The organism is Endozoicomonas arenosclerae (assembly GCF_001562015.1).
Lineage (GTDB): Bacteria > Pseudomonadota > Gammaproteobacteria > Pseudomonadales > Endozoicomonadaceae > Endozoicomonas_A > Endozoicomonas_A arenosclerae.
This window is the reverse complement of sequence record NZ_LASA01000167.1, coordinates 1-18701: the sequence shown is the minus strand read 5'-3', so window position 1 is coordinate 18701 and position 18701 is coordinate 1. Positions and strand designations below refer to the sequence as shown.

Annotated in this window: 7 protein-coding genes and 1 tRNA gene; 7 read left to right on the top strand and 1 reads right to left on the bottom strand. The window is 46.4% G+C overall.

Annotation, left to right across the window (positions count from 1 at the left end; genetic code table 11):
• The 7 genes from WG89_RS24890 to WG89_RS24860 all read left to right on the top strand — a co-directional run bounded on the left by WG89_RS24890 (position 1) and on the right by WG89_RS24860 (position 18448).
• A tRNA-Cys gene (locus tag WG89_RS24890) sits at positions 1–74 on the top strand.
• A gap of 138 nt (positions 75–212) precedes the next feature.
• Entirely contained in the window at positions 213–1274 is a 1062-nt protein-coding gene (locus tag WG89_RS24885) for a hypothetical protein (RefSeq protein ID WP_062270385.1), read from the top strand.
• A 277-nt stretch (positions 1275–1551) separates the two neighbouring features.
• Positions 1552–3681 carry a type I secretion system permease/ATPase gene (locus WG89_RS24880; RefSeq protein WP_172806911.1) on the top strand — a complete coding sequence of 710 codons (2130 nt, stop codon included), beginning with the start codon at positions 1552–1554 and terminating at the stop codon, positions 3679–3681.
• Positions 3681–5006: an HlyD family type I secretion periplasmic adaptor subunit gene (locus WG89_RS24875; RefSeq protein WP_062270383.1), complete on the top strand. Its 1326-nt coding sequence runs from the start codon at positions 3681–3683 to the stop codon at positions 5004–5006. The genes WG89_RS24880 and WG89_RS24875 overlap by 1 nt, the downstream gene beginning before the upstream one ends.
• Positions 5007–5078: 72 nt before the next feature.
• The gene (locus WG89_RS24870; RefSeq protein ID WP_062270382.1) at positions 5079–16436 is read left to right on the top strand and encodes a tandem-95 repeat protein; all 11358 of its coding nucleotides are present in this window, start codon (positions 5079–5081) and stop codon (positions 16434–16436) included.
• 68 nt (positions 16437–16504) lie between these two features.
• On the top strand, positions 16505–17866 hold the full coding sequence (locus tag WG89_RS24865) for a TolC family outer membrane protein (protein WP_062270381.1): 1362 nt from the start codon (positions 16505–16507) through the stop codon (positions 17864–17866).
• 117 nt (positions 17867–17983) lie between these two features.
• Entirely contained in the window at positions 17984–18448 is a 465-nt protein-coding gene (locus tag WG89_RS24860) for a DUF3291 domain-containing protein (RefSeq protein WP_062270380.1), read from the top strand.
• A gap of 117 nt (positions 18449–18565) precedes the next feature.
• Here WG89_RS24860 and WG89_RS24855 read toward each other — a convergent pair.
• The coding region (locus WG89_RS24855) for a transposase (RefSeq protein ID WP_172806862.1) at positions 18566–18701 on the bottom strand (136 nt) is incomplete at its 5' end.

Here is an 18701-nt window from a genome sequence, read left to right as displayed (position 1 = left end):
GGCGAGTTAGCAAAGCGGTTATGCAGTGGACTGCAACTCCATTTAGACCGGTTCGACTCCGGTACTCGCCTCCATTCTCTTCTCTAAGATTCATCAAAAGTCTAATTCAGACACTTCTACCCAAAAGTAAAATTTAACTGGCATAGCTGTTGCTTTAATTTTTTAATCCTGCTGCCGATTAGCTCATCAAGCGATCAATATCAGGGATTGTCATGTCTATTGGTGGCGTACCGCCTAAGGGTCCGGGCTCATCACACAATGTGCCAGATCCTAAAAAGTCCAGCTCTGCTGAAGGCAGGCAAAGAGGTAGAAAACTGACCTCACGCTCCAGCCAGAAGGAGCGGTGGCTACGTGACGCCAAATCTAGCAAAGACTCCAGACACTTCTCTTCCTATGATACAGAAGTGGTCGATCCTGATGAGGTTGACCCACAACTTTCACTTTCATCATCCGGCTCAGATGACAGCTCCAGAACTGACAAGCGTGGCAGACTGCCCGGTGACAAACTAAGGCATCAGAGCAGTGTTGATTCTGGTTTTGGGACTCTGGCCAGTTATTCCAGTCATAACCTGGATATGGATGACATTGATGAAGAAGATTTAGATGCTGTTTTTGAGAATGATACTCCGGAGTTGACTGATCAGAATCGAAAGCTGATCGAGCAGGGCCTTAAAGATATTGCCGATGAGCTCTATCATCTTGGGGCTTATGATGTCTCCCAGTTGAAGCGTGCTACTAATGCTTTTCAGGGCTGGTCTTCACAGAAGCTTGGCACAGCTTTGGAGTCGGTGGGTTTGAGCTATCACTGGGATGTTGTTAGAAACAGTGCAGTAGAGTTGCTTGAATGGTCAGGTAAGGGTGAAACGTTGGAATTGCCTGGATCTCTGATCAAGGCAGCTAAGAAAAAAGAGTCTCTTGATGTTGAAGCCGGTCAGGCATTCAGCCAGGCCATTGATGCAGAAGGCACTTTAAAGCGTGTTTATTATAGAAATAAAGCTATACGCCTGAGAAAGTCTTCCAACGAGCATGTGAAAGGAGATTACACCAAAGAGTTCAAAGGCTATCAGGCAGCTTTGAAAGAATACATTTCAGACCAGCAAGCCAGCATTCAAATGCATGAGAATTATGATGAGCTTAAAGGCTCATTGTATGAACGTTATGGATTATCTTCTCATACCGGAATAGTCAGTATTGTTGAAAAAGAGTGGGTGAGAAATATTCTGATGCGCCGGGCAGTTGAAGCGTCTTCCATTGCAGGTACCGGGCTACTGTGATCTTTCTCCATTCTGAAAAGTACATTCGATAACTCTCTGAATTACCACTGATTATTAACCTCCCTAGATTCAAGAGATTGTATTTCTTCAATGAAATCCAGTCCTACATGAAAAAAATGTGACAAAATTCTTCCAACTGAAAAATCAACATGTCAATATGTGATGATTGTCACAGGGAATACAATCTGGAAGTTGTGACACGGGGTTAGCAGTCTAAGAAGAATTTCGATAATGCAGCTCCTGCTGCAGCATGGAAGTGCAGGGATTTTCTGATCATATGAGTCTGTTTCACAGTGACCACGATCCTCTGATCAATTGTCTGGAAGAACTTACCCGGTATTTTCATTGCGATGTCAGTGTAGAAACGCTGCTCTCGGGTTTGCCTGTATCCGAGCAAGGACTTTTACCTTCTCAGTGTCAACGAGCTCTGGCTAAAGCCGGACTGGAATCATCTCTTTCTGAACAACCACTTAAGACGATCTCTTCAAGTGATCTTCCCGTTATTCTTTTACTGCTGAATGATAAAGCGACGGTCGTTTATCAGTGTAATGCCAAAACAGGAAAGGCAATCATTGGCGAGTCAGTAAACGATAGAAAAGAAATCGATATACAAGACATTGAAGGTATTTATTCAGGCTATCTGATACAGGTAAAGCCCGAAAAGAAATACTCGGAAGCAACCTCTGAAAAAAGTTCATCAAATCATTACCCCTGGTTTCGGGATGCCATTCTGCCTTATTGGGGAACCTTTAGGGATGTATTGATTGCCAGCTTTATGGTGAATCTGTTCGCGCTGGTCAGCCCGTTGTTTGTCATGAATGTTTATGACCGGGTGGTGCCTAATCAGGCTTATGAAACCCTTTGGGTGCTGGTGGCCGGTGTCTTCATAGCCTTCAGTTTTGATTTTGGGATCAAACTTATACGCGCAAGAGCCATTGATCAGGTGGGCAAGCAGATTGATATCAGACTGTCTGCAAAGCTATTGGAAAAAATACTGGGGCTCAAGTTGGCGGTCAGGCCGGGCGCTACCGGCAGCTTTATGAATAATCTGGCTGAGTTTGACAGTATTCGACAGTTTCTAACGTCTGCAACCATACTGACACTCATTGATCTGCCTTTTGTTCTTTTATTTCTGTCATTAATTACCTGGATAGCTCCTTCACTGGTGGCCATTCCATTAGTGTGCATGGCGTTAGCGGCAGGCGTGGCGGTTCTGATTAATTCTCCACTGCAAAAAGCCATAGAAAAGAGCCAGCAGGCTTCCTGTCACAGACAGTCTTTTCTTCTTGAAACGCTACTCGGGCTGGAATCGATTAAAGCGTCCTCAGCCGAAAATCATCATCAGTTTCACTGGGAACGTTCCAACCAGCAGATCGCTGAAGTGAATCTGACCGTTAGAAAACTACAACTTTATTCCAGTCAGGCCGCGACTTTTATTCTTCAGGCCGGAACCATACTTATTATCTCTATGGGGGTTTACCTGATTGGATTGGGTGAGCTTTCCATGGGGGGCTTGATTGCCGTCATGATGATTGCCGGGCGTTGTACTGCGCCGGTCATCCAGTCGATCGGTTTGCTGAATCAATATCAGCGTACACGACAGGCAATGGATTACACAGACACTCTCATGGGCCTGCCACAGGAACGGACAAACGACAGACACTTTCTGGTGCCAGAAACCTTCAGGGGTGACATTCGTTTCAAACATATTCATTTTTCTTACCCTGATGCACCTCCGCTTCTGAAAGACATTACTCTGGAGATAAAAGCCGGTGAGACCGTTGCCATTCTTGGGAGGATGGGAAGTGGCAAAAGCACTTTACTGCAACTGATTGTTGGGCTTTGGGAGCCATCGGATGGGCATATCAGTATTGGTGAGCTGGATATACGTCAGATTGATCCAGGATTCTTGCGCAGCAAGATAGGTTATGTTCCCCAAAAAATAACGCTTTTCTCAGGCTCTATCCGAGACAACCTGTTAATGGGACGGCAGGGTATTTCTGATGAGAGACTGGTTTCCTCTGTAAAACAGGCTGGCTTGGGAGATATTTTGTCCGCACATCCCCAGGGACTGGACTTTCAGGTGGGTGAAGCCGGGCGACATTTGTCAGGTGGGCAGATTCAGTCCATTGGTATCGCCAGGGCACTGTTAGGTGATCCAAATATTCTGATACTCGATGAGCCAGCCAGCTCCATGGACAATCATGCAGAAGCACAACTGATCCAAACACTGAGCCGTTTCAACGACAAAACTATTTTGATCGTCACCCACAAAAAATCTCTGGTTGGGTGTGCAGATAAAGTAGTTGTGATGGATCAGGGCCAAATCGTCGGGATTAAAAGCAGTGCTGAGATGGGCCAGCCAAAAGTATCGGTGGCCACGGCCCGTGATATGGAGGTGGCCTGATGTCAGAAGAGCAAAAATCCTACAGGCAGCTTTATCTTGAAGACAGCCGGGCTCAAATGAATGAAAAACGGCAGACCCAGGGACGCAGCCTGATCATTCTTTCGTTAATGGTTCTGATGGTGTTTCTGGGATGGTCTTCTGTGGCAGAAATTGATGAGCTGGCCAGGGGGGATGGCAAGGTGATTCCTTCCAGTCGGGTTCAGACCATACAAAATCTGGAAGGTGGGATTGTTTCTGACATCAATGTCAGGGAAGGGCAAACCGTTGAGAAAGGCCAGATTCTACTGGTTATGGACGACACCCGCTTTTCCTCGAATCTCGATGAACAGAAGGCCAGCCTCAGTGCTTTGAAAATGCGTAAAGCGCGCTTGGTGGCAGAAATTGAATCTCAATCATTTATGCCCCCAGAGTCTGAGCAGAATGAATTTCCTGAATTGGCTGTATCTGAATCAGCTCTCTACCTCAGTCGTAAAAAGGAACTGGCCAGTAGAACAGGGGTTTATCGCGAGCAGTTGGAACAGCATCGTAAACAATTGGAAGAAGCTGAAGCCAAAGAGTCTCTTTTGAAGCGTAGAAAGGCACTGCTGGATCAGGAGCTGGAAATGACCCGGATTCTTGAGGAGGAAGGGGCTGTTTCCAAAGTAGAACTGTTACGCATTGAGCGTCAGGTCAGCGATGTCACCGGTGAAGAGCTGATGGTGTCCAAAAGTCTGGATCGTATGGCGGCTATGATGCGAGAAACCCGGGAAAGAATGTCCGAGGTTGAACTCTCATTTATTAATGAAGCCCGTAAAGAACTGAACGAAACACTGTCTTCTTTAAATGAATTATCAGCCAGCGGTACTGCTTTGGCGGATAGAGTGGATCGTACCAGGGTCCGATCACCGGTACATGGCATCATTAAATCCATCATGGTCAACACTGAGGGAGGTGTTGTGCAACCCGGTATGGCCATGCTGGATATTGTTCCCATTGAAGACAGTTTGAAAATTGAGGTTCGGATCAGACCGGAAGACATTGGTTTTCTGCATCCGGATCAACAGGCTACCGTCCGTTTTACTGCCTATGACTTTACGGTCCATGGCGGTCTGAAAGGTAAACTCAGACACATCAGTGCAGACACCACCACGCTCGAAAACGGTGAAAGTTTTTATCTGGCGCTGGTTGAAACCGAAGAAAATTTTCTGGGTCAGGAGTCTCAGGGGAAGGCAGTCATACCTGGCATGGTAGCTACAGTCGATATCCTGACCGGAAAAAAAACATTATTGAATTATTTTCTGAAGCCAGTGCTGCGAGCCAAGCAGCTGGCTTTCAGTGAAAGGTAAAAAGCGAAGGCAGGAAGTCAGAAGTCGTCATCAAAACCAGTTTATTGAACGATTAAAAGAGGGAATTTCCTGATGGCTACAGCTTCAACTGAAGTAGGGTCTTTACACCTGGCACTTGGCAAAGTCATTGCCAGAGATCCTCAAGGCAAAGAGCGAGTTCTTTCTGCAGGTGACAGTGTTCGTTTAAATGAGCAGGTGATCACCGGCTCTGACGGTGTCGCCCACATCGATATGATCGACGGCAAAGTCATTGTTCTTTATGAAGGAGATGGCATCAGCCTGGCCGAATATCTGGAGCTCAATGGCTTTCGTTTTGTTGGAGAAACAGGACCAGAGGAAATCAGTGACATTCTTGCTGCCCTGTCGGGCAATGATGGCGGGATTAGTGAATCAGCACTTTCAGTTGATGACCTCAACAACCTTGAGCCACCTGCAGCTGGGCAGGATGGCAATGGCGGTCAGGATGAAGGCGTACTGCTGGAGCTCAACAATCAATCAACTCAGGCTGTGGCTGACTTTGACAGCTTTATTCCTCTTGAACCTCTTCTGAATGCCCCTCTGCCTGAAGAGAATGAAGATGAACTGCCTATTGCCGATGTTGAGGCTATTGCCCCCACTGGTGTTGTTCAGAATGTGACCGGTGATGAAGACACGGCCATTAGCCTGAGCCTCAGTGCAGCCCTGGTAGACAGTGATGGTTCAGAGATTCTCACTTTATCACTCTCAGGTGTCCCTGAAGGATCGGTTCTGACGGATGGTAGTTTCACTATCACTGCCGATGGCAGTCCTATCGATGTTTCTGAATGGGATCTGTCTGCCACAACACTGACACCCCCTCTGAACTTCAATGGTTCACTTACTCTGTCTTTTACTGCAACGGCAACAGAGTTAAACGGGGGGGACCAGGCCGCCAGTGCTCAATCTTTTATTGTGGCTGTTGATCCGGTCAATGATGCCCCCATAGCAGAGGCTATTGGGCCGATCACTACCGACGAAGATTCTGCCATTCTTGCCATTGAGCTTTTACAGACCGCATCGGATGTTGATGAAGATGATCTGGATGTTAACTCAGTAGCCGTCAATGTAGCCTCAGGCGTAACGCCTGAGTCGGATATTACTTTTGCCATCAATGAAGAATCGGGTCAGCTGTTACTGGATCCCGCCCAGTTTGGCTATCTTGCTGATTCAGAAAGTATAACTTTAACGTTTGTTTATAACGTTAATGACGGCACCGTAGATGTCGCTAACACAGCCACAGTTGTTATTGAAGGTAGAAATGATCAGCCTGTTGTAGAGAGTGTGACCGTTTCAGAATTAACAGAAGACAATGATCTGATTGCGTCTGATGGTAATGAAAATGCCAGATTTGATGGCACATTATCTGTAGTAGATGAGGATGCGACGGATACCCATACTTTCAGTCTGGTAGCTGAGTCGGTCACAAGCGATGACGGTGAGACAGGCGTCGTTGATCCGGAGAATACGTCAGTATCTGTCAATGCTGACGGTTCTTACAGTGTTATCAATCCGGACTTTAATGCTCTGGCTGACGGTGAAACGGTAACAGTCACTTTCCGTTATATCGCCACTGATGATTCAGGCACCGACTCTGCTGTCAGTGAAGAACAGACCGTCACTCTGACTATTACGGGGAGCAATGACCAGCCTGTCGTTCAAGATGTCACACTTTCAGCGTTAACAGAAGACAGTGATTTAGAGAGTGATGACGGTCAGGAAGCAGCAAAGTTCGAAGGACAGCTTTCTGTTACTGATGAAGATACCACTGATACCCATACCTTCAGCCTGGTGGCTGATTCTGTCTCGACCGATGATGGTGAGCTAGGTGTTATTGATCCAGCGAATACCTCTGTAACAGTTAATGCTGATGGTAGTTACAGTGTCGTTAATCATGATTTTAACAGCCTGGATGAGGGTGAGCAGGTAACGGTTAGCTTCAGCTATATCGCGACAGATGATTCCGAAACAGATTCTGCTGACAGTGAGCCAAAGACGGTTACTTTGACGATAACCGGTTCCAATGATGTACCTGTAGCCGTTGAGGACACAAACCTTTCAACTGAAGAAAATACGGCATTACTGGTTGATGTTCTTGCTAACGACACGGATGAGGATACCAGCGATCAGCCTGCAAACTTTACACTTAAATCAGTCGCACTGAGCCAGGAAGGGACAGGTTCCGTCAGTATTGAAAACAATCAACTGAAGTTTGAACCGGGTAAAGACTTTGATTATCTGGCTTCTGGCGAGTCCATTAATGTCGTCGTTTCCTACACCATGTCAGATGACAGTGATGCAGAATCGAGTTCTACCGCCACCATCACAGTGACAGGCACCAATGATTCACCCGTAGCGGTTGCTGATCCAGATAACAGTACCTCAGAAAATGCGTCTGTCACTATTGATGTTCTGGCAAACGATACGGATAAGGATCATAACGACAGTCCAGAAAACTTCAGTCTGGACAGTGTTCAGGTCGTGGATGGCAATGGTGATCCCTTATCAGGTCGTGGCAGCGCCAGTATTGTTAATAATCAGCTGGTGTTTGAACCGGGCACTGATTTTGATTATCTGGCCGAAGGTGAAATGGCTACAGTTATTGTCGCTTACACTATGAGTGATAATGAAGGGGCTCAATCGGAATCTACGGCTACGATCAAGATCACAGGGACGAATGACAAACCCCTTGCTGTTGATGACACGCATTCTCTGAGCCTTGAAATGGATCTGATTGAACCAGGGTCTACGAATGGTTCTGCGATTGTCTTTGAAGTTCAGGTGGAGAAGGGGGCAGAGCTCAGTTTTGACTGGCTCTACACCGACATAGATCCAAGTCAGAATTTTAACGATTTCAGTTTTGTGTCAATTAATGGCAACCCGCAAATGCTGGCCAGTGTTCAGAATGATCAGGGTCAATATAGTTGGACAGCGTCAGAGGCAGGCACCTATCTGATAACACTGGGTGTAATGAATGATCGAGATACTCTCTTTGATCCCAGTCTGAATATCAGCAATTTACAGATAACTTCTGGCAGCATAGTGGATTCGGATACTTTAGGTGGTTATCAGGAGACAGCTGAAGGTTTCAAGCTTTCCCCACAAAATCCCAGTGTCGACTCTTCTGTTATAGAAAACTTTCTGCAAAACAAGATGATTGAATTACAGTCAGTTACAGGTAATGTGCTGGATAATGATTCAGATAAAGATCTTACCGATGAGTTAACCGTTCAATCATTTGATGGGGAGTCCACCCCGGGTGTGATAACAGGTCTGTACGGTGATTTGACCTGGCAAGAGAATGGTTCCTACACATACGAGCTTGATCCTGATCGTTTAGCGTTTAAAGAATTGGCTGAAGGTGAAAGGGCTGATGAAGTTTTTGATTATGTGGTCACTGATGGCAGAGAAACTGATACAGCCTCTTTGACGATTACTGTTGAGGGACTGAATGATCCGGCTGTTATAGAAGATATCTTTAATGGCTTCGGTGGTGACGTGGTTGAAGATGGTGTTCCGGCTTCAACGGCTACCGGTAAACTGTCGGCCACTGACGTTGATAATAATCACAGTGACGGTTTCCAGGCTAAATCGATAGCAAGCCTATACGGCACACTGGTGATGCAGGCCAATGGTGTTTGGGAATACACGCTGGATAATGAAAATCCGGTGATTAATGCTCTCAATACTGACAGTCCCGATCTGGAAGACATCATCACGGTTGAATCTGTTGATGGCACAGAAGCCCAGATTACACTGTCGATATCAGGCAGTAACGATGCTCCCACTGTCAGTGACTCAGCTATAGATCTGAATAATACGGATGAAGACGATAGCATTACGATATCACAGTCACAGTTATTGGCTGGCTCGTCGGATGTTGATAACGATCTTGAAGATTTGAGTGCAATCAATCTTTCTGTCTCTTCTGGCAGTGGATCACTGACCTACGATGCTGAAAGCCAGAGTTGGTCTTTCAAGCCTTCTAAAGACTGGAGTGGAGAGGTTACCTTCAATTTTGACGTGTCAGATGGAGTGGATTCGACCCCATCGACCGCTATTCTGACGGTCGATCCTGTTGCTGATAAGCCGGTCCTGAATGTCACAAATGTCAGTGGTCCTGAAGATACTGCGGTATCCCTGGATATTCAGGCCCTGCTAAGTGACCAGGATGGCAGTGAAACTCTGTCACCCGTCACGATCAGTAATATTCCTCCAGGCTGGCAGTTCGTCAATAATCTGGGAGAACTGGCTGTATCGGGTGGGGTTCTTGTTTTGAATCCCGGTGACGAAGTTGGCTTAAAGGCAATACCGCCACACAATTATTCTGGAACTCATACGTTTACTGTCAGCGTAACCAGTAGTGAACAAAACAGTTCGTCATCCGAAACCGTCCAAAAGCCTTTGGAAGTTGAGATTCTACCTGTTGCTGAACCTGCTGATTTGCAGGTGCCTGAAGCCACATCAGGACATGAAGATACGGCGATTGATATCTCAGGAATTCAGGTCTCTGTAGGTGATACTGGTGATACGAATGAGCAGCTGACCCACCTTTTTGTTGAAGGAATGCCTGTTGGATCGGTGCTTTCTGATGGTGATCAGTCTCTGATCATTACTTCAATGAGTCAGGTGGATATATTGAGTTGGAATCTGGCTCAGTTAACCATTCGTCCGCCTGAGAACAGTGATCAGGATTTTGAACTTCAGGTGACCGCTGTTACCCGCGATGGAGATTCTGAGGTCACAACCGACCCTCAAACGATAGCGGTAGATGTCGTTCCTGTTCTCGATAAGCCGTCAGTAGATACTCTTTATACCAATAATGCCGAGCCCACTTTGACGGGTGAGGTGGCACTGGGTGAAAACGAGATTCTCCAGGTGTTGGTTAATGGACAGCTATTCACTGCCGGAGTGGGCTCTGCGCCTCTACAGGTGGATGCAGAAGGTCAGTGGTCCCTGAATATGGCAGGGTATCCTTTGCCTTCGGATGGTGAATATGAGGTAGTGGCTACTGTTTTAAATCCTGAGCTTGATCCTAACTTTATTCAGGACTCGACCCGGAATGAATTGATATTCGACACAAAAGCACCGAAAGGTACTGTCGTTTATAACCATAAAACCAATGATCCCACTCCAGAAATATCCGGTAAGCTCAAAGCACCTTTGGGTGACGATGAATACCTGAAAATTACCGTAAACGGTGTGACTTATGTGAATCGTGAATTCCCCGAGCAGGAAGAGGGGGTTCAGCTTGTTGATTTCATTATTGGAGAAGACGACAGAACCTGGCATTTTTCTCTGCCAGAAGAAGATGCGATTAACAGTTCGGATGAATACGGTACTGAGTATTCAGTTGAAGCTACCGTTGCGGATCGAGCAGGCAATGTAGCCACTCCAGATGATGCCACTTTACTGGTGGATGTAAATCCTCCGGCTATTGTTGCCGAGAGTCTGTCTTTCTCAACAGGCGACAGCATTAACAGTGTCGAGTCAGCAAAAACGTTCAAAATTTCAGGAATGACTGAGGGTGCTGAACAGGGTCAGAAGGTTCAGGTAAAACTCTATCAGGGTGATACTGAGTTCAATTATGAAGCGACCGTTAAAGCGGATGGCTCATTTGTCCTGACGCTGTATCCGCAGAATCCTGAGCACTCCAGTGGTCGCGGTATTGATCTGGAAAGCTTCGATGACGGCAGTATTGAGATGGATGTCAGTGTCACCGATAAGCTGGGCAATCTATCCGATACGGTTTCTGATTCAACTCAGTTGGATAGAACACTTTCAGGTACTGAAATCAGTGTTGATGCTATCAGTAATGATTCCGGTGTGGCAGATGACTTCAGAACCAATGACTTTGATGGATTGACGCTGACAGGCTCTTTGAATCAGTCATTGGCAGGAGATGAGTCACTGCAAATATCCATGGACAAAGGCAGAACCTGGCTTGACGGTGTCATGGTCGATGGCGAAAGCTGGTCTTTTGCTGAGTCAGAGGGAACTGCACGAACTCATGGTCAGAAGGTCAATTACTGGTTGCGAGTAGTTGATGAAGCCGGTAATACAGCGTCTCAGGAAGAGTTCGCTGTTCAACAGGTTACCTTCGACAACCAGGCTTCTATTACATCGCTGGGTCTGAATAAATCCGGAGAGATCAGTTGGAATGAAGCGGGCAGTCTGGTTAAGGTCAATGGCAGAACCCAAGGTGTTGAGTCCGGCCAGTCGGTCAGTATTAAGCTTTCAGGTCTGATTGCCGGAGAGCTGGCTGATTTCTCTTTCAATAGTACGGTCGATAATGGCCGCTTTACTCTGGAATTACCTTCAGAGTTTCTGCGTCAATTTGACGACCATAGTTCAGTATCCATCGAAGCAGTTACCGCGGATCTCTCAGCGAATGAGGCAATCTTAAGTCACGTTGTTGAACTGGACTTTACAGTTCCCGGAGATACCGACGGTGACCATATCCCCGATAATTCAGGTAAGCCCATCGTTACCTTATTGGGTCCGGATGATGGCTTTATCAATGAAGATGAAAACTCTGGTGGCTTTAAGGTTCTCGTCTCTTTACCTGCCGGAGTAGAAGAGGGTGATCGGGTTCGGTTAACGCTGAAGCAGGTGGGTGGTCAGTCTGAAACCATTGATTACACCGTTACGGCTGCTGACTTGCAGGGCGGGCAGTCAACCGTTCTGATTCCTGAACGCCTGATGGGAGAAGGCTGGTTAGACGGTGATTATAAAGTCACAGCCAGAATCAGCGATGAGGCCGGCAATGTTTCCAAAAAAGGCCCGGCCTATCTCTTCACATTGGACACTACGCCACCTGTTGCTGAAATGTTTAGTCTGGATCAGGTGAATAGTGATACCTTCCCGGCTCTCTTCACGCTAACGGATCTTAGCTACTTTGTTGAAAATGATTGGCCTTCACTGAGTCCAGAAGACTTTCAGGTTGATAATGGCATCATCAATTCCATAGAGGACCTGGGTAATGGGGAATACTTATTCACTATTACTCCTGACTTCGATCCAGGTGTGGACTCCGGTGATATTAGTATTCAGTTGGCAGAAGGTTCGGTACTTGATCACGCTGAAAATGGCAACGAAGCTTTTGAGCACTCTATTGACTACGACAATGATGATCCGGTCATTAGTTTATCCCGGGGTCTGATAGGCGAAGCGTTTAACACAGACAGCTCCATCGCAAATCTCGATGCGGCAATGGCTCTGATCGCAGACAATGATCCTGATGCCACTTTTACGGCCACAAACATCGATTATACCGATGACTCAGCACCCACATTAGCCGAATTCCTGGCTGATGGTGCCGATGGATTGACCGGTGATACGACGGCCAATGTGGAAACCATGGCATTTCGCTTCAGTGGACAGATTGAGTTAGGCGCAGGGGCACACAGCTTTAGAATTACCTCCGACGATGGCTTTATTCTCAAGATCAATGGTGAAGAAGTCGCCAAGTACGAAGGACTCAGGTCTGCAGCGCCTACGACCGGCATCTATAACGTAGCGCTGGAAGAGGGCGGCTACCATTCCTTCGAGCTTGTTTACTTTGAAAATGCCGTTAATGCATCTTTGAAAGTAGAGGTTGATAGTGGTGACGGTTATCAAGTTCTGGATCAGGCCAGTACACTAAAGAACAGCAGCACTTACACAGAAGGTGATGGTGCGATTGCTCTGGATCAAGGGCTGATTCTCAGTGATAACGACCATTTTGATCTTGTTGGAGCTGAAATCAAGATTCTCAATTTTCAGTCCGGTGAAGATGTACTTGGATTTACCGCAGCCAATGGCATCAGTGTTGAGAGTTACGACAGTCAGACCGGAACATTAAAGCTGACAGGTTTTGCCAGCATTGAAGACTATGAAGCAGCATTGGCGAATGTCACCTATGAAAATACTTCCGAAGACCCGTTAGCCGGTCAACGATTACTGTCTGTAAAGATCAATGATGGCCAAACCTGGAGTGCTCCAGTCACTACTTATCTGACAGTTCAGGCAGTCAATGATGCCCCTGAAATGTCGGTGAGCAGTTCAACAATGGACTACCAGGAAAATGATGGTTACCAGATCATTGATAGCAGTACTGCTTTAAGTGATGTTGATAATGACAGCCTGCACAGTGTCACGATCAGGATTTCTGAAGGTTATGTGAATGGGCAGGATCGTCTTGATCTGGATAACGGTGCTTATGATTCCTCTAAAATCACTGAGCATTGGAGTGGTCAGGGTTATCTGACACTGACCGCAAAAGATCCAGAGAACAATCCAGTCTCCGTCAGTGAGTTTGAAAGCCTTCTCAGACAGGTTAAGTACAGAAACAGTAGTGATGATCCAATAGAAGGGACAAGAAAAATCACCTGGACGGCTAATGATGGGCAAGATAACAGCAGTCCGGTTGAGTCTTTGATTAATGTTATTGCGGTGAACGACGCTGCTTACGTAACTCATGTCCGAAACTGGACTTATGAGGAGAACAGCAGTCCAGTCTTTGTCGACAACTCAATCACACTGGTAGATCCCGACAGCAGTCACATTCATAAAGTCACTCTGACCATCAGTAAGAATTACGATGAAGATCATGATGTCCTGAGCGTCTACAGCGAACAACCCGGTATAAATATCAATTGGGATAACCCAACTGGAACGCTGACGATAACCGCTCAAAACCCTGCTGGATTGGCGAAGCAAGATTTTGAACATGTGCTTGAAACCATTTCATTCCACAGCTCTGGTGATAATCCATCAACGGCTCAAAGAGAATTAACCTGGGTGGTGGATGATGGTGAAGGGGATGGTCAGCCCGTCGTTTCAAAGATTTCAATCAGGGCTGTGAATGATGCTCCTGAGAATCTATTCGATAATGCAGACCTCGCATCACAACCGCCTTTATTGGCTGAAGAAGATACCGTTCTGCAAATTGATAATCTCAGTGTGCAGGATGCTGATGCCAACGGTGACGCCATCCGTGTGACTCTGCAGGTTGAACATGGACAATTAACTCTGGGCTCTTCTACAGGCTTGAGTTTGAGTGGACAGGGGACTGGTAGTCTGGTCATGCAGGGCAGTCAGCAAAACATTAATCTTGCCCTGAAAACACTGTCGTACAAAGGGCTTCCAGACTTTAACGGGAATGACTCTCTGGTCATGACCAGTAATGATCTGGGAAACAATGGCAATGGTGGTGCGAAAGAATCACGCTCAGAAATTGCCATTGCAGTGGCTCCTGTCAATGACAAGCCCCTGTTGGCTAGCAGCTCCGGCTTGAATGTAGAAGTATTTGATACCAGCCCGGCTTCAAGTGGCGACTTCAACTCATTGAGTGAAGTGTTAACTTTCATGGATGATGAAACCGCTGATGCTACTTTCATGGCCCATATATTGGCCTTTGACGACGGTAATCCGGATACGCTCAGTAACTTTATCGGTAACAATGGCAGTGACCTTTCTGGCTTGGGGAGTGAGCCGTTTGAAACCATGGCTTTGCGCTTTACCGGCCAAATCAAACTGGATGCAGGTACTCATAATTTCACCGTTCGTTCCGATGATGGTTTCAGCCTGAAGATTAATGGCCAGGTAGTCACTGAATTTGATCGGGATCGTGGTCCCGGTAACAGCAGTGGCAGCTTTAGCGCAAACTCAGATGGCCTTTATGACATTGAGATCGTCTATTGGGAGAATCGTGGCGGTGCTGTTCTGGAGGTGTCCAAAGATGGACAGATACTGGACTCCAGTCTTTTGTTCAGTAATAACTCATCTGAAAAGAGTTATCAGGAAAATCAGTCGGAACCGGTAGCATTATTCTCAGATATGGCACTTTCTGATCCGGATGGTTCTTTAAACAGTCTGGTTATTGAAGTGACCGGACCGTTTGATCCCCAGTCAGATCAATATTTATCCCAAACGCCATCAGGGGTCGTCCGACAAGACAGTTTCGAGAATGGTGTGCTGACGATAACTTTCACTGGTATTGCTTCTGTAGCTGATTACCAGGCGCTGCTGTCCTCAATTCGTTATGAAAATACTTCTGAAGATCCGGTAGAAGGGGATCGGGATATCAAGGTCTGGGTCAATGATGGCGAGTTGGATAGTGATATTCTGGAGACAACGCTCACTGTTACCGCGGTTAATGATCAACCATTAGCGCAGGGATTTCTCATAGAGCCGGCATCTCAGAGCATTGATTTCAGTCAATTTGTCTCAGATCCGGATCATTCGGATGCCCAGCTTCAGGTCATTATTGAGCAGCTGCCTGAATATGGACGTCTTTTCCTTGAGCATAATGGTGTTGAGCATGATGTTTCAGGATCTGATCTTGGCAATACCCGTTTCAACCTGGATTCTCTCAACTATGAGGTGGCTGAGTTAGAGCTTGGCACTGCATTGCAGCCAGGCATCCAAGGCTGGGGAACCGCCAATGCTGGTAACAGTGTTTTAACCAGTAATCAGGATGGTGTGGTTATAACAACTTCCACACAGGATGGTGAATTTGAACAATACAACCAGCCTGGTCATGTCGGCGTAGGGCTGGGCCTCAAAAATGATGGCATCAAGCGAAGTAACTCCATCAGTGTTCAATATTCCACTGCCATTGCCTTTGCAGTCATAGGCGTTGATGGCCTGGGTGGGCACTTTGATGCCAATGCTAATCAGGATGCCGCAGTTAAAATATCTGTCACCTTTGAAGATGGTAGCCAGGGCGTATGGACCTTCGATAAAGGCGATCTGGGAATCAGTGACAGCGATTACAGTGCTGACATTTCTGTAGGTCATGGCAACCAGTATCAGATCAATACTGAAGGTCTCGGGATTCTGCAGATGGACTTCTCAGCATCATCCAACGACGGTGGCAGTAACTGGGTGTTGAGTTCTATTGAGAGCAGTGTCAGTGATTCATTCTCATATAAAGCGGTTGATAGTGATGGCGCAACCAGTGCAGTGAAAGCCGTCCATATCAAAGGCGCAGCCATTTCCGGTACTGACGGTGATGATGTTATTACCGGCACCACGGGCAATGATGTCTTAATCGGTCATGCTGGAGCGGATACCTTCCAGTTCACCATGGATGAGTTGCTTGAAGAAGATTCCATTCAGACCGATCGAATTCTTGATTTTAAAGTGGGAGATACGGCTTCAGATACAGAAGCTGACTATCTGGATTTAAGCGACCTGCTATTAGCAGACAACACTCAGGATGTATCAAAGTTTATTTCAGATATTGCCGGTGAAGGGCTGACTGTTTCCATTGATCAGGACAATACGATCATCGAGTTCAACAGTACTTCGGATCCTGATTTGCAAACGCTGAAAATTGTTCTTGAAGGCACCGGTAACGATTGGGGTGTAAATGCTACAGGAGATGAAGTACTTGCAGAGTTAATCGGCAACGGACAGCTGATCGTATAAACAAAAACAATGAAACACTCTTAGTAAATACAACAATAAACAGAATGCCAATAAAGGGAGAATTTCTAATGGCCACAAGAGTAGTCACGACATTGGGTCTGAGTTTTTTGCTGACGTCAGGCTATACCAGCGCAGATACTTTGCTGGACAGTGTCAACAAGGCGCTAGCCACCAATCCGGAAATTATGGTGAGAACCAGTGCTGCCAATGCAGTGAGTCAGGAAGTGAAACAGGCTCGGGCGGGGTTTTATCCAAAGGTCAATCTCAGTGGTAACGTAGGTTACGAGCGCACTCGAAATGGAACAACTATAGGTGCCTATCAAACGGCTACCAACCCCTCTAACCCTGATAGGGATTTATCGATAGAAAAGCACGCTGACAGAACAAGACGACAGGCAAGTCTGACGGCAACACAGATGTTGTGGGATGGTCAGTTTACTACCTATGATCTTGAACGACAGGAAGCCAGAAGTAAGGCAGCTAATCTTGAAATCTGCTCAATAGTTGAGAGTATCAGCCTCAATGCGATTGAAGCTTATATTGGAGTCCTGCGAAATCGCTCACTGGTTGAGAGTGCAGAAGACAATCTTACCCAGCATGAAGAAATCGTGAAATTAATTCGTCGCAAGGCGGATATTGGATTGAGTTCTGATGCCGATCAGGCTCAGGCAGAAGGCCGATTAGTGCTTGCCAAAGCTAACCTGATCACCAGTCAGGCTGCTCTAAGAGATGCTGAAACTCTGTATCGAAGAGTGGTGGGAAATTTACCTGAAACGTTTGAGTCTCCGGATTCACTCAATGATGCGCCATCAGGCCTTGAAGGTGCCTTGAAGTTAGCCAGCAGCAACCATCCGGTACTGAAAATTGCCAGAACGGATGTTGAAGCCGCTGAGGCTCAATATGAAGGCAGCAAAAGCACATTCAGTCCAACAGTTGAGTTAGCGCTGGCTGCAAACTGGGGCAAAGATGTAAACGGAGATAAGGGTACGGTTTATGATCATTCAGCATTGCTTAGGTTTAATTTTAACCTTTATAACGGTGGGGCGGATTCAGCTCGAAAAGCGCAAACAAGTCAGTTGATGAATGAAGCCATTGAAGTCAAAAACAGGGTGCAGCGTCAGGTTGAAGAAGAAGTCCGTTTGGCCTGGGTTGCAGTTAACTTTGGTCAGGAAAGGCTCAGTCCGTTGGAGAGCCACGTAACTTTGTCCCGTGAATCCCGAGACTACTACAAGAAACAATTCCAGGTAGGAACCCGAACACTGCTGGATATGCTGGATAGCCAGAGAGAGTTCTTTAATGCCAGCAATGCTCTGATTCGTGGCAGTAATGATCTCAAATTCAGTGAATATCGTTTGCTGCAGAGCACAGGTTCTCTGGCATCAGGTTTGTCGGCTACCTTGCCAGAAGCGGCCAGTCAGTGTCGTTCATGAGTTAGTTCAATTCTCCATCAGGCTTTCGAAGTTTACGAAAGCCTGACATCCCCTTCCTTGAAATACTCTGATTCATCTCCATCAATCTTTATAGAATGACAAAAGTGAGAGTTTCTGATGGATCAGTTTCATTTAGCCCAAGTCAATATTGCCCGTACCAAAGCCTCCCTTGAATCGCCAGTTATGAAAGGCTTTGTCGATCAGCTGGACAGAGTGAATCAATTGGCTGAACAATCCGATGGTTTTGTCTGGCGTCTGCAATCGGAAGAAGGGGATGACGCAACATCCATTCAGGCTTTTGAAGATGAGAATATCATTATCAATATGTCTGTCTGGAGAGATATAGAATCACTCAAAAACTTTGTTTATTCAGGTGAGCATCTGGCGTTATTGAAGAACAAAAAACTCTGGTTTGAAAAAATGTCCATTCCAACTCAAGCATTATGGTGGCTTCCCGTCGAACAATTGCCTGGTGTTGAAGATGCTATAAAAGTACTTAAGCAGTTAGAAGAGGAAGGCTCGACCGAAAAGGTGTTCACTTTTAACACGGCCCGGGCAATACCGGAGACTGTTCAAACTTAATATTTAGTAAATGATCCACGTTCTTAGAACGTGGTTTTGCTTTATGCCCCCCCTATAAGGGGGCTGAAACCGCCAGCCTTCAGAGAAGGCTGGTGAGAGTTGCCCCAAGATTGCAGATTATTTCCTGAAATCTATCTCCTGCTGGAGACGTTCTTTCTTTTCTTGGTACTTCACATATTTACGGATCATTTCTGCATCTACTCCGACAGTATCGACACAGTAGCCTTTTGACCAAAAGTGATTACCCCAATAC

Coding starts and splice junctions, on each gene's coding strand:
- WG89_RS24880 (WP_172806911.1), top strand. CDS start 1,552: ATGAGTCTGTTTCACAGTGACCACGATCCTCTGATCAATTGTCTGGAA.
- WG89_RS24875 (WP_062270383.1), top strand. CDS start 3,681: ATGTCAGAAGAGCAAAAATCCTACAGGCAGCTTTATCTTGAAGACAGC.
- WG89_RS24885 (WP_062270385.1), top strand. CDS start 213: ATGTCTATTGGTGGCGTACCGCCTAAGGGTCCGGGCTCATCACACAAT.
- WG89_RS24865 (WP_062270381.1), top strand. CDS start 16,505: ATGGCCACAAGAGTAGTCACGACATTGGGTCTGAGTTTTTTGCTGACG.
- WG89_RS24860 (WP_062270380.1), top strand. CDS start 17,984: ATGGATCAGTTTCATTTAGCCCAAGTCAATATTGCCCGTACCAAAGCC.
- WG89_RS24870 (WP_062270382.1), top strand. CDS start 5,079: ATGGCTACAGCTTCAACTGAAGTAGGGTCTTTACACCTGGCACTTGGC.